The 20,487-nt window shown below is 74.3% G+C and carries 19 protein-coding genes; 13 read left to right on the top strand and 6 right to left on the bottom strand.

The features are described 5' to 3' along the window. Positions 1-207: 207 nt before the first annotated feature. From ICW24_RS11770 to def, 3 genes are all read left to right on the top strand, one after another. Positions 208-2,316 (top strand): HNH endonuclease signature motif containing protein, encoded by a 2,109-nt coding sequence (locus tag ICW24_RS11770; protein WP_226345913.1) that lies wholly within the window; start codon positions 208-210, stop codon positions 2,314-2,316. Between the two features lie 457 nt (positions 2,317-2,773). Next, positions 2,774-3,280 carry an RNA polymerase sigma factor gene (locus ICW24_RS11765; protein WP_226345912.1) on the top strand — a complete coding sequence of 169 codons (507 nt, stop codon included), beginning with the start codon at positions 2,774-2,776 and terminating at the stop codon, positions 3,278-3,280. Positions 3,281-3,703: 423 nt separating this feature from the next. Further along, a complete protein-coding gene (gene def / locus ICW24_RS11760; RefSeq protein ID WP_226345911.1) occupies positions 3,704-4,411 on the top strand; it encodes a peptide deformylase in 708 nt (235 codons plus the stop codon). 37 nt (positions 4,412-4,448) lie between these two features. Here the strand turns inward: def and ICW24_RS11755 are convergent, their stop codons facing one another. Further along, positions 4,449-4,748, bottom strand: a complete 300-nt coding sequence (locus ICW24_RS11755; protein ID WP_226345910.1) for a YciI family protein — start codon at positions 4,746-4,748, stop codon at positions 4,449-4,451. Positions 4,749-4,998: 250 nt separating this feature from the next. Next, positions 4,999-5,925, bottom strand: coding sequence for a polysaccharide deacetylase family protein (locus ICW24_RS11750; RefSeq protein ID WP_226345909.1), 927 nt, complete (start codon positions 5,923-5,925; stop codon positions 4,999-5,001). A 329-nt stretch (positions 5,926-6,254) separates the two neighbouring features. Between ICW24_RS11750 and ICW24_RS11745 the strand changes: the two genes are divergently transcribed. After that, the gene (locus tag ICW24_RS11745; RefSeq protein ID WP_226345908.1) at positions 6,255-7,325 is read left to right on the top strand and encodes a LacI family DNA-binding transcriptional regulator; all 1,071 of its coding nucleotides are present in this window, start codon (positions 6,255-6,257) and stop codon (positions 7,323-7,325) included. 16 nt (positions 7,326-7,341) lie between these two features. Here the strand turns inward: ICW24_RS11745 and ICW24_RS11740 are convergent, their stop codons facing one another. The 4 genes from ICW24_RS11740 to ICW24_RS11725 form a co-directional block, all read right to left on the bottom strand. Then, positions 7,342-7,635 (bottom strand): hypothetical protein, encoded by a 294-nt coding sequence (locus tag ICW24_RS11740; protein WP_226345907.1) that lies wholly within the window; start codon positions 7,633-7,635, stop codon positions 7,342-7,344. A 22-nt stretch (positions 7,636-7,657) separates the two neighbouring features. Continuing rightward, positions 7,658-9,016, bottom strand: a complete 1,359-nt coding sequence (locus ICW24_RS11735; RefSeq protein WP_226345906.1) for a D-arabinono-1,4-lactone oxidase — start codon at positions 9,014-9,016, stop codon at positions 7,658-7,660. A 120-nt stretch (positions 9,017-9,136) separates the two neighbouring features. Beyond that, positions 9,137-10,432 carry a type III PLP-dependent enzyme domain-containing protein gene (locus ICW24_RS11730; protein WP_226345905.1) on the bottom strand — a complete coding sequence of 432 codons (1,296 nt, stop codon included), beginning with the start codon at positions 10,430-10,432 and terminating at the stop codon, positions 9,137-9,139. Beyond that, the gene (locus ICW24_RS11725) at positions 10,429-11,772 is read right to left on the bottom strand and encodes an MATE family efflux transporter (RefSeq protein ID WP_226345904.1); all 1,344 of its coding nucleotides are present in this window, start codon (positions 11,770-11,772) and stop codon (positions 10,429-10,431) included. The genes ICW24_RS11730 and ICW24_RS11725 overlap by 4 nt, the downstream gene beginning before the upstream one ends. 338 nt (positions 11,773-12,110) lie before the next feature. Here ICW24_RS11725 and ICW24_RS11720 point away from each other — a divergent pair, with 338 nt between their 5' ends. The 9 genes from ICW24_RS11720 (at position 12,111) to ICW24_RS11680 (ending at position 20,460) form a co-directional block, all read left to right on the top strand. Next, positions 12,111-13,346, top strand: a complete 1,236-nt coding sequence (locus ICW24_RS11720; RefSeq protein WP_226345903.1) for an aminotransferase-like domain-containing protein — start codon at positions 12,111-12,113, stop codon at positions 13,344-13,346. Then, positions 13,343-14,116, top strand: coding sequence for a type I methionyl aminopeptidase (gene map, locus ICW24_RS11715; RefSeq protein WP_226345902.1), 774 nt, complete (start codon positions 13,343-13,345; stop codon positions 14,114-14,116). The genes ICW24_RS11720 and map overlap by 4 nt, the downstream gene beginning before the upstream one ends. Before the next feature lie 139 nt (positions 14,117-14,255). Next, positions 14,256-15,926: a methyl-accepting chemotaxis protein gene (locus ICW24_RS11710; protein ID WP_226345901.1), complete on the top strand. Its 1,671-nt coding sequence runs from the start codon at positions 14,256-14,258 to the stop codon at positions 15,924-15,926. A gap of 155 nt (positions 15,927-16,081) precedes the next feature. After that, positions 16,082-16,957, top strand: coding sequence for an amino acid ABC transporter ATP-binding protein (locus tag ICW24_RS11705; protein WP_226345900.1), 876 nt, complete (start codon positions 16,082-16,084; stop codon positions 16,955-16,957). A gap of 56 nt (positions 16,958-17,013) precedes the next feature. Beyond that, on the top strand, positions 17,014-17,862 hold the full coding sequence (locus tag ICW24_RS11700; protein WP_226345899.1) for a glutamate ABC transporter substrate-binding protein: 849 nt from the start codon (positions 17,014-17,016) through the stop codon (positions 17,860-17,862). 62 nt (positions 17,863-17,924) lie between these two features. Then, entirely contained in the window at positions 17,925-18,605 is a 681-nt protein-coding gene (locus ICW24_RS11695; protein ID WP_226345898.1) for an amino acid ABC transporter permease, read from the top strand. Beyond that, positions 18,602-19,522 (top strand): amino acid ABC transporter permease, encoded by a 921-nt coding sequence (locus ICW24_RS11690; RefSeq protein ID WP_226345897.1) that lies wholly within the window; start codon positions 18,602-18,604, stop codon positions 19,520-19,522. The genes ICW24_RS11695 and ICW24_RS11690 overlap by 4 nt, the downstream gene beginning before the upstream one ends. Positions 19,523-19,643: 121 nt before the next feature. Next, on the top strand, positions 19,644-20,033 hold the full coding sequence (locus tag ICW24_RS11685; RefSeq protein WP_226345896.1) for a hypothetical protein: 390 nt from the start codon (positions 19,644-19,646) through the stop codon (positions 20,031-20,033). Continuing rightward, on the top strand, positions 20,026-20,460 hold the full coding sequence (locus tag ICW24_RS11680; protein WP_226345895.1) for a hypothetical protein: 435 nt from the start codon (positions 20,026-20,028) through the stop codon (positions 20,458-20,460). The genes ICW24_RS11685 and ICW24_RS11680 overlap by 8 nt, the downstream gene beginning before the upstream one ends. The last annotated feature ends 27 nt before the right edge of the window (positions 20,461-20,487 follow it).

Here is a 20,487-nt window from a genome sequence, read left to right as displayed (position 1 = left end):
TCGGGCGGAGAGGGGCGACCCGACACCCCGCGACCGGGGCGCAGGGACCGGTCCGGCACACCCCGGTCCCGGGCGTGGAAACCCGCGGCGTCCGACGCGCGAAACTGTTGACGCTGATCTCATACATATCTCCTAATCAATGCGTCTCATCGGCGACGAATGAGGAGAGATTTTCCACCGCACCACCGCACGGGACAGGGGTGAACGATGTCGACGCCGACGGGAACCACGACGTTCGTCGGGCCCTCCACGAGCGCGCTCGAACGGCACCTGCGGACCACGCTCGTAGCGAGCCTGCTGGCCCCCGGAGTCTTCTCGGATGCGGCTGCGGCCGGCCTCGATTCCGACGCTCGGCGGGCCGTGGGGGCGCTCCACTCGACACTCGGCCCGGACCATGACCTCCTGGGCATCGACGTCGACCGGTTGCGCGATCTCCTCCGCCTCGACCGCGAGGAGGGTCCGGCCCCCGGCGAGGCCGCGGCGGGGTGGGCGTCCGCCACCGTGCACACCGCTCACGCGACAGACGGACGTGACTGCGAGCCTGGCGCCCCCGAACGGCCCGAGACTGCTGGGGTGGTCGGCGGCGCCGGGGAGAGTGTCGCGGCCTCGCAGCGCGAGAACCGTGATGGTCCCGACGCCCGGACGGGCGCGGCCGACCTGTACGAACAGTTGCGCGAGCTGGAGGCGGAGTCGGCGCGGATCGAGCTGCGCCGCGCGGAGGTCCTGGGCCGACTCATCGCGGCGCAGACCGCGGCCGACCTCGCCGACGAACCGGACGCCGGGCCGTCGCGGCGGCGGGAGGTCGCGGCGCAGGCGCGGTCCGCGGTCGTGGATTCCGCGGTCGCGTCGTGCGGGGGTCGGCGGGGGCCGTGGCTGGGCCGAGCCGGCCTGGCCCAAGCGGCCCCGACGGTGGCCGAGCCGCTGACCGCCTCGGTGGCCGCCGGGGAGCTGACCTTCGAGCAGGCGTGCACCGTCGTCGAGGAAGTGGACGCCCTGGAGGTGCCGACCGACGTCCGAGCCGTGATCGCCGCGGCCGTGGCCGCGTATGCGGCGCGGCGGCGGGCACGCACCGGCGCCCCGGCGGGGCAGCGGGAGTTCCGCGCCTGCCTGCGCCGACAGACCATCCGGCACGCGAGCAGCCGCACCCGCCGCTCCGCCGCCACCAACCGGCGCGCCGTGTGGATCCGCACCGAGGACGACGGCGCCGCCTCCCTCGGCATCCGCGGCGCCGACGCCCGCTGCGCCGGCGCCTACCGCCGCATCGACGCCATCGCCCGCGCCCTGCGCGGCAGCGGCGACCGGCGCACCCTCGACCAACTGCGCTCCGACATCGCCCTCGACCTGCTCCTGTTCGGCCGACCCGCCCCCGACGCCCCCACCAGCACCGACCACCCCGACCACCCGGCCGCCGGCTGGCCCACCGCTGTGGTCGACGTCGTCATCTCCGCCGCCGCCCTGCTCGGCGCGACCGACGAACCCGGCCTCGTCGAGGGGATCCCCGTCGCCGCCGAGACCATCCGCGCCCTCGCCCACGGCCGCGACGCCCGCTGGCGGCGCATCGTCACCGACCCCGCCACCGGCTACGCGATGAACGCCGCCGTCAACACCTACCGGGCGCCCGCCGACATGGCCCGCGTCGTCCGCGCCCGCGACGGTCGCTGCCGCGCCCCCGGCTGCGACCGACCCGCCCACACCACCGACCTCGACCACGTGAACGAACGCCGACACGGCGGTGACACGAGCGCCGCCAACCTGCAGAGCCTCTGCCGACGCCACCACTCCAAGAAGACCCGCCACCACTGGACCGCCACCCTCACCCCCGACGGCACCGTCGCATGGCGCCTGCCCGACGGCCACACCTACACGACGTTCCCGTACGACTACACCGACATCGGCGTCGACACCCCCGTCGAGCCCTCGACCCCCGAACCGGGCCAGGACGGCGGATCAGGACCGCGGCCCGGCCAGGCCCGCGGTGCCGAGCCGGGGTCGGAGGGCGGGCGGTCGCAGGCGGGACCGCGGTCCGGGTCGGGCTCAGGTGGAGGGCGATCGGAGACAGGACCGTGGTCCGGACCGGAGGCGACGCACGACGTCGCGCCGGCAGCGAGGCCGGGCGCGCGGGTCATGCCGGCGACGACCGACGCGAGCGTCACCGGCGAGCCGTCCGATCCGCTCGAGGCCTGGCTGCACGGCCGCGAGGGCCGGCTCCGCGACGAGATCTCCGACCTGCGCGCCGCCCTGAGCGCCGAACGCACGGCCCACGCCGGTACCCGCCAGGCGCTCGAGGACTACCGGGGCGCCAACCCACCGTTCTGAACCCCTCACTCGAGGTGCTCGACGTCGTTGCCCGGCGCCGCCCCCCGCGATCCGGCCCTGGGCGAGTCCCGACCCCTCGCCTGCGGCAGCGAGCGGCGAACGGAGGCGAGCTCGCGAGCCGCAGTGAGCGCGACAAGAGGCTCTGCGCGGCCAACGGAGACCGGCCCGCCAGCCGCAGTGAGCGCGACAAGAGGCTCTGCGCGGCCAACGGAGACCGGCCCGCCAGCCGCAGTCAACGCGACAAGAGGCTCTGCGCGGCGAACCCAGGCCAGCCCGCCAGCCGCAGTCAACGCGACCATCAACACCAGCGGCGAACGCCGGGGCGGAGTCGGACGGCCACCGCGGCCGACGACGCGGGGGATGCCCGCGACGACGTCGTGGTCACCGCACGTCGTCGGGCAGCGGATCTCGGGTGGGTGACCGACCCTTCCGGGCCGCACCTGGTTGGCTGGGTGCCGTGAGGACGCCCTTCGAGTTCGTGGTCGCCACGCACGGGCCGACCGTGCTGCGCGTGTGCCGCGCCGTGCTCGGGCCGGTCGACGCCGACGACGCGTGGAGCGAGACGTTCTTGTCGGCGCTGCGAGCGTGGCCCGACCTGCCCGACGACGCGAACGTCGAGGCGTGGCTCGTCACCATCGCCCACCGGCGGGCCCTCGACGTGGCCCGGTCCCGGGCCCGCGCGCCGGCCCCCACGGCCGAGGTGCCCGCGACGGCGCGTGACCCCGCCGCCGGCGTCGACGACACAGCAGACCTGTACGACGCCCTGCGCGGCCTCACCGATCGGCAGCGCCACGCGGTCGCCTACCACCACCTGGCGGGTCTGCCCTACGACGAGGTCGCCGGGGTGCTCGGCTGCTCCCCCGCCGCCGCCCGTCGGGCGGGAGCCGACGGGATCGCCGCGCTGCGCCGAGCCCTGGGCCGAGCGGGCGACGACGGGCCCGGACGACACGGAGGCGGAGGGTGACCGAACCCTGACGGCCGGGACCGATCACCGCGGCCCGACGACCGGGTCCATGCGCCGCAGTCTGACGACCGGGTCCAGTCGTCGCGGCCCGACAGTCGGGGCCGACGACACGGCACGACGACACCGCTCCGTGTATCCCGGGGATTCGTCGGAGCCGCGGCCTACGACGATGTCATCACGACGAGCTGATGACGGCGGGGGACGACTGTGGGGCGACGATGGCCCAGCCGGTGCAGCGCCGACGTCGGGGGGGTCGACGGCACGGGGGACCACCGCGGGGGCGACAGCGGTGGCAAAACGGGTCGACAGCGCGTCCACGCCGGGGCACGACGGCGGAAGGACTGCGGCGGCCGGAACCCGGGACGACCCGGGAGGGACCTGCGCGGAACCTCGCCCTCCCACGGATCGGCGATGATGGACCGCATGTCTTCCGCCTTCGGCGCGCTCGGCTCGTTCGGGCGCCGCTCCCCCCGCACGATCGACCCCTCCGCAGCACCCGCGGACCGGCGCACCCGGCTCGACGGGGTGCCCGTGGACCACGTCCCCGAGATCACGGCCGAGGTGAAGCGCGGACGCCGTCGCCGCATCACGGTCATCGGGGAGGACGTGCTGCACACCCCGTGCCGGGAGGTCACCGAGTTCGGGTCGAAGGACCTGCGCACGCTCGTCGACGACATGTTCACGACGAACGCCGTGGCCCACGGCGCGGGGCTCGCCGCCAACCAGGTCGGCGTCGACCTGCGGCTCTTCGTCTACGACTGCACCGACGCCTACGACGTCCGCCACGTCGGTCACCTGTGCAACCCGGTCGTCGAGTCGATCGACCCCGGCCTCGCCGGCCGCCAGACCGGCTGGGAGGGCTGCCTGTCGGTCCCTGGCGCCGGCTCCGAGCTCGCGCGCGACTTCTACGCCGTCGTGCGCGGCGTCGACCAGCGGGGCAACCCGCTGCGCATCGAGGGGACCGGCCTGTTCGCGCGCTGCCTGCTCCACGAGACCGACCACGTCAACGGCACCCTCTACGTCGACCACCTCTCGGCGAAGGCCCGCAAGGCCGTCATGCGCGAGATGGACGAGGAGAAGGACGACATCTGGGCCGACTGGGACGCCCGGGCCGCCGAGCTCGGCAAGTGACCTGGGTGACGTCGAACCGAGAAGGGGGCAGGCGGGGTCAGTAGCCCGCCTGATCGGCGTAGTCGCCGATGACGGGGTTCCACTCCACGACGCGGGTCTCGGCGACGAGCTGCTCCTGCTGGAAGGGGTCGTCGGCGAGGAGGTCGCGCACCTGCTGCTCGCTCTCGGCGGTGAGGATGAGCAGCGCGGCCGCCGGGGTCACCCCGATGTACGGACCCGAGGCGCGCAGGGCGCCCGCGCCCGCGAGCGACGCGAGGAACTCCCGGTGGATCGGGCGGGTGGCGTCGAGGCGCGCGGCGTCGTCGACGTAGTGGTAGGTCACGGCGAAGAACGGCATGGGACCAACGTAGGCCCTGTCGGTCCGCCACGGCCGCCCGTCGACCGCCCGTCGACCGCCCCTCCCAGCCCTGGCCGCCCCTCCGAACCCCCGGCCCTCCGAGCCCGGGTCGACGCTCCGACGGCCGAACGACCCTCAAACCCGGCGGGGTCGGCCACGGCCGACCGTCGACCGCCCCTCCGAGCCCCGGCCGCCCTCCGTACCGCGCCCTTCCGAGCCCCGGTCGACCCTCCGACGGCCCGAACGACCCTCAGAACGCGGCGAGGTCGGCCACGACCTGGGCGCCGGTGCGGTCGGAGGCGGCGAGGATGCGCCGGAGCGTGTACTGCGGCGCGGCCGGCGCGATCGGGTCCTCCCGGAGCTGGTAGGCGGCGCGGTACCCCGCCGCCTTCAGGGGCGCGAACGCGGCCGCGTTCCACGCCCCGTACGGGTAGGCGAGGTCGAGGACGTCCTGCCCCGACAGGGCCCGCAGCGTCGCCCGCGGCTTGTCGAACTGGGTCTTCCAGTCGTCGCCGGTGTACGTGGTCACCATGTGGTGGTCCCACGTGTGCGAGCCGATCGTCATTCCGGCGTCGGCGACCCGGCGGACGTCGGCCTTGGTCATCCACCCCGGATTGCCGATGACGACGGTCATGACGAAGAACGTCGCCGTCATCTTCCGCTCCGCCAGCAGCGGGAGACCGGCGAGCGCCTGGTTGTCCTTGCCGTCGTCGAAGGTGAGCATGACCGGCTTGGCCGGCAACCCGGTGCCGGTCTGGAGGTGCCGCCAGTACGTGTCGGGCGTGATCGTCGTGTACCCCGCGGCGGCGATGGCGTCGAGCTGCGCCGCGAGCGCGCGGGGCGGGATGACGAGGTTGCCCCGCGTGTAGGCGGAGTCGCCGCCCTCGTAGGCGCGGACCTGGTGGTAGCAGAGGACGGGCACGGTGGCGCGGGCGAGCATCTGCGCCGCGGTCGCCGGTCTGCGCGCCGTCGTGGTCGGCGCGGTCGTGGCCGACGTCGTCGGGGTCGACGGCGTCCCCGTCGACCCGCTCGTCCCGGCTGCGGCGCCCGTCGCCGCCGCCCCGCCGGGCTCGCCCGCGGCACCGCACCCGGCCAGGCCGGCCACGCCGAGCGCCGCGAGTCCCAGCACCGATCGCCGCGACGGCCGCACGTCGCCACCCACGTGGACACCCCGCATCGTCGTCCCCTCTCGCTCCCCGTCGCCCCCGCCACACACCCCCGCGGCGCACGCCGCCGTCGGGCCGCCACTGCGTTCCCGCTGTTCCCTGCGAGTGACCACCACGCACCCGCCCGGCTCCGCCCAGAGCTCGTCCCCGCCCGCACGCGCCGTCGTTCCCCCGGCCGTCGATCCCCCGCGGCCTCGTCCACGGTAACCCGCCTTGCGAGCGCCCCGAGGGACCCGCGACGCGACGCACCGTCGGCGGGCACGGGAGAGCGCGCCGAGGTGCCGGACGGGTGCCGCCGGGTGCCCGGACCGCCGTCGAATCGTTTCGGTAGGCTGGCGACATGGGAGGACGGGCCAAACGGGTGACGCTGCGCTCGGTGGCGCAGGAGGCCGGGGTGTCCCTGTCCACCGCCTCCCTCGTCTTCAGCGGGGCCGGCGCCGTCAGCGAGGCGACCGCCGCGCGGGTCCGCGCCGCCGCGACCACGGTGGGCTACCGCGGCCCCGACCCGGTCGCCTCCTCGCTGCGTCGCGGGCGCTCGGGCGTCGTCGCCGTCGTCGTCGAGGACCGCCTGCTCACGGTGTTCCGCGACCCCTACGCCGTCAGCCGGCTCGACGGCCTCGCCTCGGTGTTCGACGAGATCCCCGCGAGCATGCTGCTCGTCTCGCAGCCGGACGGCAATCAGGGCGCCGCCGCGACCCGCCTCGCGTCCTCCGCCTTCGACGCGGCCGTGTTCTTCGGCTGCGGTCCCGACGCCGGCCCGGTGCTCGACACGCTGCGCGCCAAGGGGGTCCCGCTCGTCGCGATGGACACGCCGGTGGTCGACGACGTCGTCCGGGTGGGCATCGACGAACGCCCGGCCGCCGCGGCCGCGGCCGCGCATCTCGCCGAGCTCGGGCACACGCGGATCGCGCAGGTCGTCCTCCCGTGCGACGAGCCCGCGGGCCGGGTCCGACCCGCCCACGACTACCGCGCCGAGAGGTTCTCGACGCCCCGGGACCGCATGCACGGGGTCGCCGACGTCCTCGGCGACGCGGTCCCCACCGTCGCCGCCACCGCCTCCGACGTCGACGCCGGACGGGTGGCCGGGGCCGCTCTCCTCGCGGTGGCCGATCCGCCGACGGCGATCGTCGCCCAGAGCGACATGCTCGCCCTCGGGGTCGTCCTCGCCGCCGGCGAGCGCGGGCTCGACGTCCCGCGCGACCTGTCCGTCACCGGATTCGACGGCATCACGCAGTCCTGGTGGCCCGGCCGCCTCACGACCGTCGAACAGCCCGGTGCCGAGAAGGGCCGCGAGGCCGCGCACCTCGTGCGCGCCCTGCTCGCCGGCGAGGCCGCCCACGACGTCACGCTGCCGACCCGCCTGCGCGTCGGCGACAGCACCGCACCTCCGCGGAGCCCGGCTCCGGGCTGAGCGCCGACGCGCCCGCTCAGGAGCGGATGCCGATGAGGGCCTGTTCGGCGAGGCGAGGCCACTCGCTGACGTCGGTGGAGTACACCTCGACCCACTCGTCGTCGGTCACGGTGCTCGAGCGCAGGGCCGCCGCGTCCTGGGCCGCCGGGCTGTCGGACGGCAGGCGAAAACGCATCCGCTCCCCCACGAGGCGGGCGAAGTCGCGGCCGTCGTAGGCGAGGACCGACGCGCCGTCGTCGTCGCGCGTCACCTGGGCGCCGGAGGACTCGAGGTCGACGGCGATCTTGTCGAAGAGCGCGTGGATGTTCACCCCGCCATTCTCGCAGGGTGATTCACCCGCGCAGGACCCGATCGAGGTGCGCGTTGCGCAGCAGCCCGTCCGGGTCGACGCGGGCGCGCACGGCCTTCGCGTCACGCATCCGCGGGTAGAGCGCCTCGAGCCGCTCGGCGTCGAGCGAGTGCTCCTTGCCCCAGTGGGGCCGCCCGTCGTGCGCCGCGGCGATGGCCTCGAAGGCCGCGAAGTACTCGGTCGGGTCGGCGGCCACGTGCTGGTGGACCGCGACGTAGGCGTTGGCGCGCTGGTACCCCGTCGACAGCCACACGTCGTCGGGGGCGGCCACCCGCACCTCGACGGGGAACGTCACCGGCCGGCGGAGGCGGGGCACCGCGGCGGTCAGGTCGCGGAGCACGTCGCGCAGGGCGTCGACCGGGACGGCGTACTCGCACTCCCGGAACCGCACGGCGCGTCGGCTGCAGAACACGGCGTGGGAGGCGTCGGTGAAGCGTCGCTCGCCGAGACCGCGCGCGCTCACGCCCGAGGCGAGCGGAGCCAGGCGCGGCACGCGGGCGGCGGTGCCCGAGAGGGCCCCGAAGACCGTGTTGGACAGCAGATCGTCGTGCAGGCGGCGCCGCCACTCCGGAAGCCCACCACCGGTCGACCCGCCGGGGACGTCGTCGGGGTCGAGCCGGGTGAGCCGCTTCGTCGTCGTCAGGTCGGTGTAGGGGAACCAGTAGAACTCGGCGTGGTCGGCGGAGGCGAAGAAGTCGTCGAGCCGCGGCAGGAGGGAACCGAGCCGCTCGGTGCGCTCGAGGGTGCTCAGGCGGAAGGCCGGCACCGTGGCGATCCGCAGGGCGGTGACGATGCCGAACGCGCCGAGCCCCACGGCCGCGGCCCGGAACAGCTCGGGGTCGTCGGTCGCGTCGCAGCGCACGAGTCCGGCGGCCGGGGTGACGATCTCGAGGCCGGTCACGAAGCTCGCGAGCCCGGCGAAGGCGGCGCCGGTGCCGTGCGTGCCGGTGCCCACCGCGCCGGCGACGGTCTGCCGGTCGATGTCGCCGAGGTTGGCCAGGGCCCGGCCGCGCGCTGCGAGCAGCGCGTTGAGCGCAGCGAGCGTCGTGCCCGCCCGGACCCAGATCTGCCCGCTCGCGTCGTCCGCGCCGAGCAGCCCGCTCATCGCCGAGACGTCGACGAGCACGCCGTCCGTGCCGGCCAACGCGGTGAACGAGTGGCCGGAGCCGACGGGCCGGACGCGCCGGCCCTCCTGCGCCGCGCGGGTCAGGACGGCCTCGACCTCGGCGGGCGTCGTCGGGCGGGCGATCCTCGCCGGACGGGCGGTGACGTTGCCGGCCCAGTTCGCCCAGGTCTCCGCCCCACCGCCACCCCGTGTCGCCCCGCCGGTCTTCACGTCCATCCTCGACCCCCCGTCGTCGCCCTGCCCATCCGGCCCCCGCCCACCAGGGTCGACTCCCGGGATCCGGGGCCTCCGGGTTCACGTGTCCGCGCCGTCGTGGCGCCCGTGGCCCGACCATCATCACCCGAAGGCGCGCCCCTCGCCCCGGTACGTGGGCACCGTGCCGACGAGCCGGTCACCCGCGACGAGGTGCAGCACGTCGAACCGCTCGAGGGTCTCACCGGCCTTGGCCGGGCGGAACCACACCCGCTCCCCCGGCCCTGGCGCCCGCGCCCCGCGGCGCGCCCGCAGCGGGGTCTGCACCTCGCCCGCACCCTCGGCCCGCGAGAGCACGAGCCCGGGCGGATACACGGGCGTGGGCAGGCGGTCGCGGCCCGCGGCGCCGGAGGCCGGGTACCCGCCGGCGAAGACCGTGGCCCATCCCGGCGCGGGGGTGCGCACGACGTCGCAGACGACGTACAGGGCCGGGTGCGGGGCCCACCCGCGGTACCCGTCGAACAGGTGCGTGCCGAGCAGGCCGGAACCGGCGGCCAGCTCCGTCACGTAGGGGTCCGGCGCCATGACGTGCAGGCTGCCCGAGCCGCCGGAGTTGACGGCGGGGACGTCGGCGACCCGGGCGACCGCCCGCACGATCCGCGCGCGGCGGCGGGCGAGCTCCACGCCCGAGCAGGCCTTGAACACGCGCAGGATCGGCGTCCGGTCGGCCTGACCGGCGATCTGCGCGTCGTACATCATGAGCCCGCCGAGCTCCACCCCCGGCGCGGCCGCGATCGCCTCGACGAGCGCGAGCACGTCGTCGGCCTCGCGCAGCGGGGAGCGTCGCGCGCCACCGTGCAGACCTCCCAGCCGCAGCGAGGCGTCGAGGTCGGGCCACAGGCGCACGGGCGGGGCGTCGGCGAGTCCGGCGGCGGCGACCGCGTCCGACGCGGCGGCCACGTGCACCGGGTCGTCGACGACGAGGGCCACGCGGCCCCGGGCCACCGGGTCGGCGGCGAACGCCGCCAGCGCCCGCGGATCGAGGGTGGGGTAGGCGACGAGGACGTCGGCCGCGGCACTCGGGGCCGGGACGTCGTCGGCGGCGAGGCGGCCGTCCTCGACATCCCGGTCACCCCGGTCACCCCGGTCACCCCGGTCAGCCTGGTCACCCTGGTCACCGTCTCCCCCGGAGCCGACCAGCCAGAGCGCCTCGTCGAGCCGGAAGGCGAGGAGTCCGGCGAACCCGGGGCGGGCGAGCGCGCGGTCGACGAGCGCCCGGCAGCGCAGGGACTTCGTGGCGACCCGGATCGGCACCCCGCTCGCGCGGCGCGCCAGGAGGTCGGCGTCGGCGTCGAACGCGTCGAGGTCGAGCACCGCGGCGGGGCCGGCGATCCCCGCCCGCGCGACGATCGCATCGAGCCGTGCCGGCCGCTGCGTCATGGACGCGGTCGGGGCGTCAGGTCTTCCCCGGCCGCCGTCGCGGCGGCGGCGTCCCGCTCGGGGCCCTCGGGGGTTCGCTCGGGTCCGGCGTCCTGGTCGGCGACGAGGTGGCGGTAGCGCCCGTGGGCGGCGCGCCAGGCGGTGACCGCCCAGAAGGGCAGCATGACGGCCTCGCTGAGGAAGATGGCCCACGCGGCACCCACCGCGCCGGCCTCCAGCGTGGCGGGGACGAGCACGCCGAGCAGGATCGGCGCCTTGACGAGGTTGAGGCGGAACGTCTTGCGCGCGAGCCCCATCCCGATGAGCATGGCCCCCGGGCCGAGGGCCAGCGCGCTCGCGACGGCGTTGAGACCCATCGGCAGCAGCACGCTCTGCGCACCGGCCCACGAGTCGCCGAACAGCTCCACCCCGATCTCGTCGGGCAGCAGGATCAACACGGTGGAGTAGGTGACGGCGACGAGCGCCATCCCACCGGACATCGCGAGCATGGCCTTGATCCGGTGCCCCGGCGCCGCCCCCTTGCTGCGCGAGACCTCCGGGACGGCGAACCCGAGCAGCGCCGTGCCGAGCACGTTGAGGGGGCCGAGCAGGGTCTCGCCACCGCGGATGGCGCCGGCGTCACGCTGCGTGCCGAGGATGGGTACGAGGAGCGACCCGAGCTGAGCCGCCCCGAGACCGAGGGTGTACTCGGCGAGCAAGAACGTCGAGAGGTCGCGCTGACGCCGCCACCAGCGGCCGATGCCCGTGAACCGCGGCAGGGCTTTCAGGAGCACCATGCCGGCGCCCGCGGAGAGGATCGCGGCGATCCCCCACGACAGGGTGAGCAGCCCCACCTCGTTCCACCCGGCGGAGAGGAACACGTACAGGAGGGCGAACTGCGCGACGACCTTGACCGCGTCGATGACCGCCGCGTACTGCGGCGTCTTGTTCGTGATGAAGGCCATCCGCAGCGTGTCCTGCAGCATGAGGAACGGCAGGCAGGCGGCGACGGCGATGAGGGTCCCGCCGAGGCCCCCGCCGAGCGCGGCGCCGACGCCGGCGCTGATCACCCCGCCCGCGACGCCGAGCGCGACGGTCGTGGCCTGCGCGTCGCGCGTCGACTCCCGGAACGCCTCCGGCGTCTCGTCGCTGTGCCGGATCTGCAACGGCTGGCCGACGAACGAACGCCCGACGGCCACGGAGATGCTGTAGACGAGGAACCCGACCGCGAAGGCCCCGAACGCGACCGCGTCGACCGAGCGGGCCACGACGACCATGAGGAGCATGTTGCCCAGCGCGGACAGCGCCTGGTCGACGATGTTCCAGCCCGCGCGGCGCGCGAGCCCGGTCAGTGACGCCACGGTTCATACCCCCACAGGTTCGCCCAGGTCGGTGCGGACATCGGCCGCCCCCGCGGGCCGACGACGGTCTCGGTCGACGACGGCCCGTCCCTGAACCGCGCATCGTGAGTCTAATCGTCCGTAACGTCATAGTGGGACCCTCGGCCCGGACCTCGAGACCCGCCCGGCACGGGCCCGACACCGGCTCCGCACCGGTCGGGCACCGGCCCAGCGGCCCTCCGCGACGCGAGGGACAATGGGCTCTCGACACGGGTCGCACCACCGCGCCACGCCGCCCCGTCCCGACGCGCGGCGGCACGACCCGCCGCCCACCTCAGCCGCACCCGAACAGGAGCACCGTGACCGGCCGCCGCACCGACCTCCCGCTCGCCGCCCGGGTCGGGGGGCGGTCCTCGGGCGGCCTCGTGGACCTGCTCGCCCTCGCCGATCGCCCCGAGATCCTCTCGTTCGCCGTGGGCCTGCCCGACCCGCTCCTCTTCGACGTCGACCACCTGCGCGAGGCGTTCGACGCGGCCCTGTCGGGGCCCGGGGCGGGGGCCAACCTGCAGTACTCCGCCGCCGAGGGGCTCCCCCGGCTGCGCGAGCGCGTCGCGGCGCTGCTCACCGGCGAGGGGATGCCCACGTCGCCGGCGTCGGTGCTCGTCTCGACCGGGTCGCAGCAGGCGCTCACCCTCGTCTCGACGCTGCTGCTCGACGCCGGGGACGTCGTCCTCGTCGAGGAGCCCACCTACCTGGCGGCGATCGAGCCGTTCCGCCTCGCCGGGGCGCGGATCGTGCCCGTCGCCTCCGACGAGGACGGCATCGACCCCGACGCCCTCGCGAAGGCCATGCGCACGCACCGGCCGCGCGCCCTGTACCTGTGCCCCACGTTCGCCAACCCCACCGGCCGGACCCTGACGGCGGCCCGGCGCGCCCGCGTCGCCGAGCTCGTCCTGCGGCACCGGGTGTGGCTCGTCGAGGACGAGCCGTACTCCCGCCTGCGCTACGACGGTGACCACCTCGCGCCGATCAGCGCCGACCCGCGGCTGGCGGACCGGTCGATCTACCTGGGCACCTTCAGCAAGATCGGGTGCCCGGGACTCCGGATCGGGTGGATGCGGGTGCCGCCGGCGATCATGCCGAGCCTCGCGCAGGTCAAGCAGAGCGCCGACATGCACACCTCGACGCTGGACCAGGCCGCCGCCGCCCACTACCTCGCCCACGCCGACCTCGAGGGTCACCTGCGCCTCGTGTGCGAGGCCTACGCCGCTCGGCGGGACACGATGCTCGACCTCGCGCCGGGGACGTTCCCGACCGGCACGCTCGTCTCGCGGCCCACGGGCGGGATGTTCTGCTGGGTCCGGCTGCCGGAGGGGTACGACGCGCTCGAGCTCCTCCCGCGGGCGCTGGCCGCCCACGTCGCGTACGTTCCGGGAGCCCCCTTCTACGCGGCCCGACCCGACCCGCGCACCCTGCGCCTGTGCTTCTCGACGTACGAGTCGTCGACGATCGCGGAGGGAATGGACCGGCTGGCCGCCGTGTTCGCCCAGACTCCGACCCCGACCCGACCCCCCACCCCGAAGAGGACGACGTGATCGAGTACTTCACCGCCCGAGAGGTCGAGCGCATGCGCCCGGCCGGCGAGTTCGTCGCGCACGTGCTCAGCACGCTGCGCCGGGAGGTGGGCGTCGGAACCGACCTGCTCGACATCGACGCCCGGGCGCACGAGATGATCCGCGAGCGCGGGGCCGAGAGCTGCTACATCGACTATCACCCGTCGTTCGGCGGGTCACCGTTCGGGCACGTCATCTGCACGTCCGTCAACGACGCCGTCCTGCACGGCCTGCCGCACCGCTACCGCCTCGCCGACGGCGACCTCGTCTCCCTCGACTTCGCCGTGTCGGTCGACGGCTGGGTCGCGGACTCGGCCGTCAGCTTCGTCGTCGGGCAGCCCCGGAAGGGCGACCAGGCGATCATCGACGCCACGGCCGACGCCCTCGACGCGGCGATCGCGGTGGCGCGGCCCGGCCGCAAGATCGGCGACATCTCGGCCGCGATCGGCGCCGTCGCCCGCGAGCGCGGGTACACGGTCAACACCCAGTTCGGCGGGCACGGTGTCGGCCGCACCATGCACGGCGAGCCCCACGTGCCCAACGACGGGCGCGCCGGCCGCGGCCTCAAGCTGCGCCCGGGTCTCGTCATCGCCATCGAGCCGTGGTTCATGGCGACGACCGACGAGATCTACACCGACGACGACGGCTGGACCCTGCGCAGCCACGACGGGTCACGTGGAGCGCACTCCGAGCACACCATCGCCGTCACCGACGGCGACCCGATCGTGCTCACGGCCCGCGCCGACTCCTGACCGGCCGCACCGGTCGTCCGCTCGCGTCGCCCCACCCACCCGGAGGGCCAGCGGCCCTCAGGTGAGTCCTCCGCGCGCCGACAGGAACTCGGAGATCGGCGGGAGGACCCGCCGACGCGCGTGACGAGGAGCGGACCAGATGAGTTCGGCGCTGGCATCGGAGAAGACCCACGACGACGAGGAGGGGCAGCGGCCCAGCCTAGCCCAGCGCATCGACGCGATGGGGCTGCGCGGCAAGATCCTGGGCATCGGCGCGCTCGGGCTGATCGGGATCATCCTCCTCACCCTCATCCTCCTCATCAGCGCGGCGCGGATCGACCGGAGCCGCGCCCAGGCCGTGGAGGCGGTCTCGACCCAGACCGCGGCCCAGGAGCTCGCCTATCAGGCGGCCCGGTTCCGTTCGCACGAGCAGGGGTTCGTCACCGACGTCATCGAGCGCCGCGGGGCGGCGCTCGCCGCGGACAGCGAGTCGCGGACCGAGCTCAAGGAGGCGCAGGCCGCTCTCGTCGGGGTCGCGGCCGCCGTGCCGACCGAGAGCATGAGCGACGCGACCAAGGGTCACCTCGAGGAGGCCCGGGCCATCGTCGGCAGGCTCGCGCCCGGGGCCGACACCCTGATCAAGACGATGAGCGCCGACACGGCCGCCGCCCGCGCGCAGGGTCTCGACCTGGTCGGGGCCCAGGAGGACGCCCACGACACGCTCGGCGACCACCTCGAGGCCGTCGTCGCCGACACGCGGGCCGTCTCCGAGGCCGAGGTGGCGAACATCGAGCAGGTCACGTCGCAGACGCGCATCGCCGGCATCGTCTTCGCCCTCCTCCTCGGGACCCTGCTCACCCTCGCCGCGCTGTGGATGGCCCGCCGGGTCCTCGCGGCGGTCGAGGGCCTGCGCGGCTCGCTCGTCGCGATGGGCAACGGCGACCTGACCGTGCCGGCGCACGCCGTCAGCGGCGACGAGCTCGGCGAGATGGCCGAGTCGGCCGAGGCGGCCCGCACGTCGATGCAGTCGCTCATCGGGCAGGTCGTCGAGGTCTCGCAGAGCCTGTCCTCGTCGTCCACCGACATGGCGCGGATCACGCAGACGCTCGACCGCACGGCCCAGACGTCCTCGCACCAGCTCCAGCGGGTCACCGACTCGGCCGACACGGTGTCGCGCAACGTGGACACCGTCGCGGCGGGCACGGAGGAGATGACGGCGTCGATCCAGGAGATCTCGCGGTCGGCGAACGACGCCGCCGGGATCGCCGCCGCGGCCGTGTCCGTCGCGGACCGCACGAACGAGACGGTCGCCAAGCTCGGCTCGTCGTCGATGGAGATCGGGAACGTCGTGAAGACCATTACCTCCATCGCCGAGCAGACCAACCTGCTCGCGCTCAACGCGACGATCGAGGCCGCCCGCGCCGGCGAGGCGGGCAAGGGCTTCGCCGTCGTCGCCAACGAGGTCAAGGACCTCGCCCAGGAGACGTCCAAGGCGACCGAGGACATCGGCCGCCGCGTGGAGGCCATCCAGGTCGACACCGAGGCCGCCGTCGCGGCGATCGGCGAGATCGCCTCGATCATCGCCCAGATCAACGACTCCCAGGCGACCATCGCCTCGGCGGTCGAGGAGCAGACGGCGACGACGAACGAGATGGGGCGCAACGTCTCCGACGCGGCCACCGGCGCCGGCGCCATCGCGGGCAGCGTGCAGGACGCCGCCCGCGCCGCGAACGAGGCGACCAAGGCCGCGCGCACCCAGGCCGACACCGTCACCGAGCTGACCCGCCGCGCCGAGACCCTCCACAGCCTCGTGGAGCGCTTCCGGGTCTGAGACGCCCGAGCCCCCCCGGTTCCGTGGGGGGTGCCTCCAGAGCAGCCCCGTGGCCCGCGGCGGCGACCGACCGGTCGTCGCCGCGGGTCACGATTGCGTCCCGATCCGGCGTGAACACGGGCCCGGTGAGGTGAGGGTCACCTAGCGTGACCGGCATGGACAGCTCGGCCGCCGCGCCCTCCGACCCCCGCGAGCCCCGCGGCGCCGACCCGCGGACGGACCCCGCCGGCACGGGCGATCCCGCGCCCGGGGCGCAGGGCACCCCGGCCCACCCGCACCGCTCGGGCCGACCGGGCGAACCGCTCGTCGTTCTCGAGGGGGTGCAGAAGCACTTCGGCGACCTGCACGTCCTGCGCGACATCGACCTCACCGTCGGCGCGGGCGAGGTCGTCGTCGTCATCGGCCCGTCCGGCTCCGGCAAGTCGACCCTGTGCCGGGCGATCAACCGGCTCGAGACGATCGAGTCGGGCACCATCACCGTCGACGGCCGGCCCCTCCCGGCCGAGGGCAAGGCCCTCGCCGCGCTGCGCGCCGACGTGGGCATGGTCTTCCAGAGCTTCAACCTCTTCGCCCACAAGACGATCCTCGACAACGTCACGCTCGGGCCGATCAAGGTGCGCGGGGTGGGCAAGACCGAGGCCCGGGAGCGGGCCATGGCCCTGCTCGACCGCGTCGGCGTCGCCCACCAGGCCTCGAAGTACCCGGCGCAGCTCTCCGGCGGCCAGCAGCAGCGGGTGGCCATCGCCCGGTCGCTGGCCATGGACCCCAAGGTCATGCTCTTCGACGAGCCGACGTCGGCGCTCGACCCCGAGATGATCAACGAGGTCCTCGACGTCATGACCTCCCTCGCCGACTCCGGCATGACGATGATCGTCGTCACCCACGAGATGGGGTTCGCGCGGCGGGCCGCAGACCGCGTCGTCTTCATGGCCGACGGCCAGATCGTCGAGCAGGCCGCGCCGGAGGAGTTCTTCACCCACCCTCGCTCGGAGCGCGCCCGCGACTTCCTCGGCAAGATCCTCACCCACTGACGGCACCCGTCGGAACCGACCGACCGGTCACCCACCTTTCACCCAAGGAGACTCACATGGCTTCCAAGCACCTCGGGGCCCTCGCGGCCCTCGCCGCGGGCACCCTCGCGCTCTCGGCGTGCGGCGCCGGCTCGTCCGGCTCGGGTGGCGGCGCCGCCACCGGTGACGGCGGCGGCGGCAACACCGTCAAGGTCGGCATCAAGTTCGACCAGCCCGGCATGGGGCTCAAGTCCGGCGACCAGTACACGGGCTTCGACGTCGCCGTCGCCACGTACGTCGCCAAGGAGCTCGGCAAGACGCCGCAGTTCAGCGAGGCGCCCACGCCCCAGCGCGAGACCCTCATCAAGACGGGGCAGGTCGACTACATCGTCGGCACGTACTCGATCAACGACAAGCGCAAGCAGGAGATCAGCTTCGCCGGCCCGTACTTCGTCGCCGACCAGGACCTGCTCATCCGCTCCGACGACGCCTCCATCACCGGCCCCGACAAGCTCACCGGCAAGAAGCTCTGCTCGGTCAAGGGCTCGACCCCCGCGCAGAAGATCAAGGAGAAGTACCCCCAGGTGCAGCTCCAGGAGTACGACACGTACTCCAAGTGCGTCGAGGAGCTCGTCAACGGCACGGTCGACGCGTTGACGACCGACAACACGATCCTCGCCGGATACGCGAGCCAGCCGCAGTACAAGGGCCAGCTCAAGCTCGTCGAGAAGCCCGTCTCCGACGGCCGCGAGAACTACGGCGTCGGTCTCAAGAAGGGCGACACCGCGATGTGCCAGAAGATCACCGACGCACTGACCAAGATGATCAGCTCCGGTGAGTGGCAGAAGGCCGTGGACGCGAACCTCGGCCCGGCCGGCTTCACGCCGGGCGAGGGCAACCCGCCCAAGCCCGCCGCCTGCTCCTGATCGCCCGGTCGGGTCCGCTCCTCGGGGCGGACCCGACGCCGTCCGAGAGAAGAGGACCCCGCATGGGCGAGGTGTTCGCGAACTACGACGTGTTCGGGGCGTTCTTCATGACGATCCGCCTCGCCGTCCTGTCGGCGATCGGATCGCTGCTGCTCGGGACGGTGCTCGCCGTCTTCCGCATGTCGCCCGTCGGGCTCGTCCGCGGGATCGGCGCGGCCTACGTCAACGTCGTCCGCAACACCCCGCTCACCCTCATCACCGTGTTCACGATGCTCGGGGCGCACTCCAACCTGGGGATCCGCGTGGCCGACCCGGCCTCCCCCACGAGCGTCGTCGACACCGCGTTCCGCTGGGGCGTCATCGCCCTCACCGTCTACCACGCGGCCTTCGTGTGCGAGGCGCTGCGCAGCGGCGTCAACACCGTCCCGGTCGGCCAGGCCGAGGCGGCCCGTTCGATCGGGCTGACGTTCGCGCAGAACCTGCGCCACGTCATCCTCCCGCAGGCGTTCCGGGGGGCGATCGTGCCGCTGGGGAACACGCTCATCGCGCTGACGAAGAACACGACGGTCGTCGCCGTCATCGGCGTGGCCGAGATCGCCTACCTCACCGCCGAGGTCATGGAGAACGACCCGGGCCTCATCGTCTGGTTGTTCCTCGTCGTCGCGCTCGGGTTCGTCGTGCTCACCCTCCCCGTGGGGTTGGCCACGACGCACTTCGGCCGGAAGCTGGCGGTGGCCCGATGAGCGCACCGGTCCAGCTCTTCGACGCCCCCGGCCCCCGGGGCCGGGCCCAGCAGCGCGTCGCCGCGGTCGTCCTCGCCCTGCTGGCCGCGGTCGTCCTCGCGGCGATCCTGTGGAAGCTCGGCGAGCGGGGGAACCTCACCGCCGCGAAGTGGGCCCCGCTCGTCTCGCCGGTCGTGTGGCGTAGCTACATCGTCCCGGGCCTGATCAACACGCTCTACGCGGCCGCGATCTCGATCGTCCTCGCCGGGGTCCTCGGCCTGCTCCTCGGCGTCGGACGGCTCTCCCAGCTCGCCCCCGTGCGGTGGGTGTGCGCGACGTTCGTCGAGTTCTTCCGCGCGGTGCCCGTGCTCGTCATGATGCTGCTGTCGTTCTGGGGCTACCTGGCCCTCGACGCCGTGCCCGGCGCCTACCTGCCGCTCGCGGGCACGGTGACGGGCCTGACGCTGTACAACGCGTGCGTCATCGCCGAGCTCATCCGATCCGGGGTGCACGGACTGCCGAAGGGGCAGGCGGAGGCGGGCCTGTCGGTCGGGCTGACCCCGGGGCAGACGCTCCGGTCGATCCAGCTGCCGCAGGCGCTCACGGCGATGCTGCCGGCGCTCGTCGGGCAGCTCGTCGTCATCCTCAAGGACACCGCCCTCGGGTACCAGATCACGTACGCCGAGCTGCTGCGCCAGGGCGAGCGGATCGGGTCCGCCTACGGGAACATCGTGCTGGCGCTCATCGTCGTGGCGGTCCTGTTCATCGTCCTCAACTACTCGCTCACGTCGCTCGCCCAGTGGATCGAGCAGCGCCTGTCCCGCCGAGGGCGGGTCGCGGGCGGCGCCCAGGCCGCCGACCCGACCCTCGGCGTGGACGCCGACCCCGTCGCGGCGGGCCCGGCGCCCGGCCCCGGCGCCGGCCCCGGGCGGGGATGATCCGGCGCGGGCCGCTCGCGCCGCGCCTTCTACAGTGAGGGGGCCGGTCGCCGCGACCGGCCCTCTCGTCGCGCGTCCGCACGGCGGTGCAGGTCGAGACGACGCGGAAGGGCCGGCTCCGGTGCTCGAGATCATCACCGCCTGTCTGTGGGTGACGACGGCCGCGGGGGCCCTGCTCGCGTTGGGCGCCGCGGTCGACCGCATCCCCGACCGGGTCTCCCTGGGGCTGTTCGGCGTCGCGGAGCTCGGGGTGATCGTCGCCGTCGCCGCCGACGTCGCGCTCCTCGCCCGGGGCTGGGTCACCCCCGACCTCGCCACGCACATCGGCTACCTCGTGTCGCTGCCGTTCATCGCCCCGGCCGGGCTCGCCCTGACCTACAAGAAGATCGACCGGTGGGGGCGCCTCATCCTCGGCATCGCCGTGCTCATCGCCGCGATCATGGTCGTCCGGCAGATCCAGACCCTCGGGATCCCCTTCGGCTACGTCAACCTGCGGCCCGCGAATGGCTGAGCGCGCCCCCCGCCCCACCGAATCGGAGCGCCTGGCCCCGCCCGGGCCCGGCCGGCTGTTCACGCTGCTCTACGGCATCTTCGCAGTGGGGGCGACGTCGCGGGCCGCGGTCCAGCTCCTCGAACGGGCCTCCTACGCCCCCGTCGCCTACGGTCTGTCGGCGCTCTCGGCCCTCGTGTACGTCGTCGGGTTCGTCCTGCTCCTGCGCTGGGGCCACCCCGGCTCGCGCCGCGCGATGCGCACGCTCTGCCTCGTGGAGCTCACCGGCGTCGTCGTCGTCGGCACGCTCTCGCTCGTGCGCACCGACCTCTTCCCCGACGCGACGGTGTGGTCCGACTTCGGCATCGGCTACCTGTTCCTGCCGGCGATCCTGCCCCTTCTCGTGCTGCGGTGGCTGCACCGGGGCCGATCAGGAGGCGCGGGTTAACAGGCCCATCGAACCTTAGCAACTTCT

It is taken from the genome of Agilicoccus flavus, from assembly GCF_014857905.1.
GTDB classification, from domain to species: Bacteria; Actinomycetota; Actinomycetes; order Actinomycetales; family Dermatophilaceae; genus Agilicoccus; species Agilicoccus flavus.
Note: the sequence above shows the minus strand (reverse complement) of the source record. Positions and strands in the feature narration are given on the sequence as shown.

What these genes read in the sequence shown, in the direction of transcription:
- ICW24_RS11770 (WP_226345913.1), top strand. Translation starts at nt 208, where the DNA reads ATGTCGACGCCGACGGGAACCACGACGTTCGTCGGGCCCTCCACGAGC.
- def (WP_226345911.1), top strand. Translation starts at nt 3,704, where the DNA reads ATGTCTTCCGCCTTCGGCGCGCTCGGCTCGTTCGGGCGCCGCTCCCCC.
- ICW24_RS11755 (WP_226345910.1), bottom strand. Translation starts at nt 4,748, where the DNA reads ATGCCGTTCTTCGCCGTGACCTACCACTACGTCGACGACGCCGCGCGC.
- ICW24_RS11750 (WP_226345909.1), bottom strand. Translation starts at nt 5,925, where the DNA reads ATGCGGGGTGTCCACGTGGGTGGCGACGTGCGGCCGTCGCGGCGATCG.
- ICW24_RS11745 (WP_226345908.1), top strand. Translation starts at nt 6,255, where the DNA reads ATGGGAGGACGGGCCAAACGGGTGACGCTGCGCTCGGTGGCGCAGGAG.
- ICW24_RS11735 (WP_226345906.1), bottom strand. Translation starts at nt 9,016, where the DNA reads ATGGACGTGAAGACCGGCGGGGCGACACGGGGTGGCGGTGGGGCGGAG.
- ICW24_RS11730 (WP_226345905.1), bottom strand. Translation starts at nt 10,432, where the DNA reads ATGACGCAGCGGCCGGCACGGCTCGATGCGATCGTCGCGCGGGCGGGG.
- ICW24_RS11710 (WP_226345901.1), top strand. Translation starts at nt 14,256, where the DNA reads ATGAGTTCGGCGCTGGCATCGGAGAAGACCCACGACGACGAGGAGGGG.
- ICW24_RS11705 (WP_226345900.1), top strand. Translation starts at nt 16,082, where the DNA reads ATGGACAGCTCGGCCGCCGCGCCCTCCGACCCCCGCGAGCCCCGCGGC.
- ICW24_RS11700 (WP_226345899.1), top strand. Translation starts at nt 17,014, where the DNA reads ATGGCTTCCAAGCACCTCGGGGCCCTCGCGGCCCTCGCCGCGGGCACC.
- ICW24_RS11695 (WP_226345898.1), top strand. Translation starts at nt 17,925, where the DNA reads ATGGGCGAGGTGTTCGCGAACTACGACGTGTTCGGGGCGTTCTTCATG.
- ICW24_RS11690 (WP_226345897.1), top strand. Translation starts at nt 18,602, where the DNA reads ATGAGCGCACCGGTCCAGCTCTTCGACGCCCCCGGCCCCCGGGGCCGG.
- ICW24_RS11680 (WP_226345895.1), top strand. Translation starts at nt 20,026, where the DNA reads ATGGCTGAGCGCGCCCCCCGCCCCACCGAATCGGAGCGCCTGGCCCCG.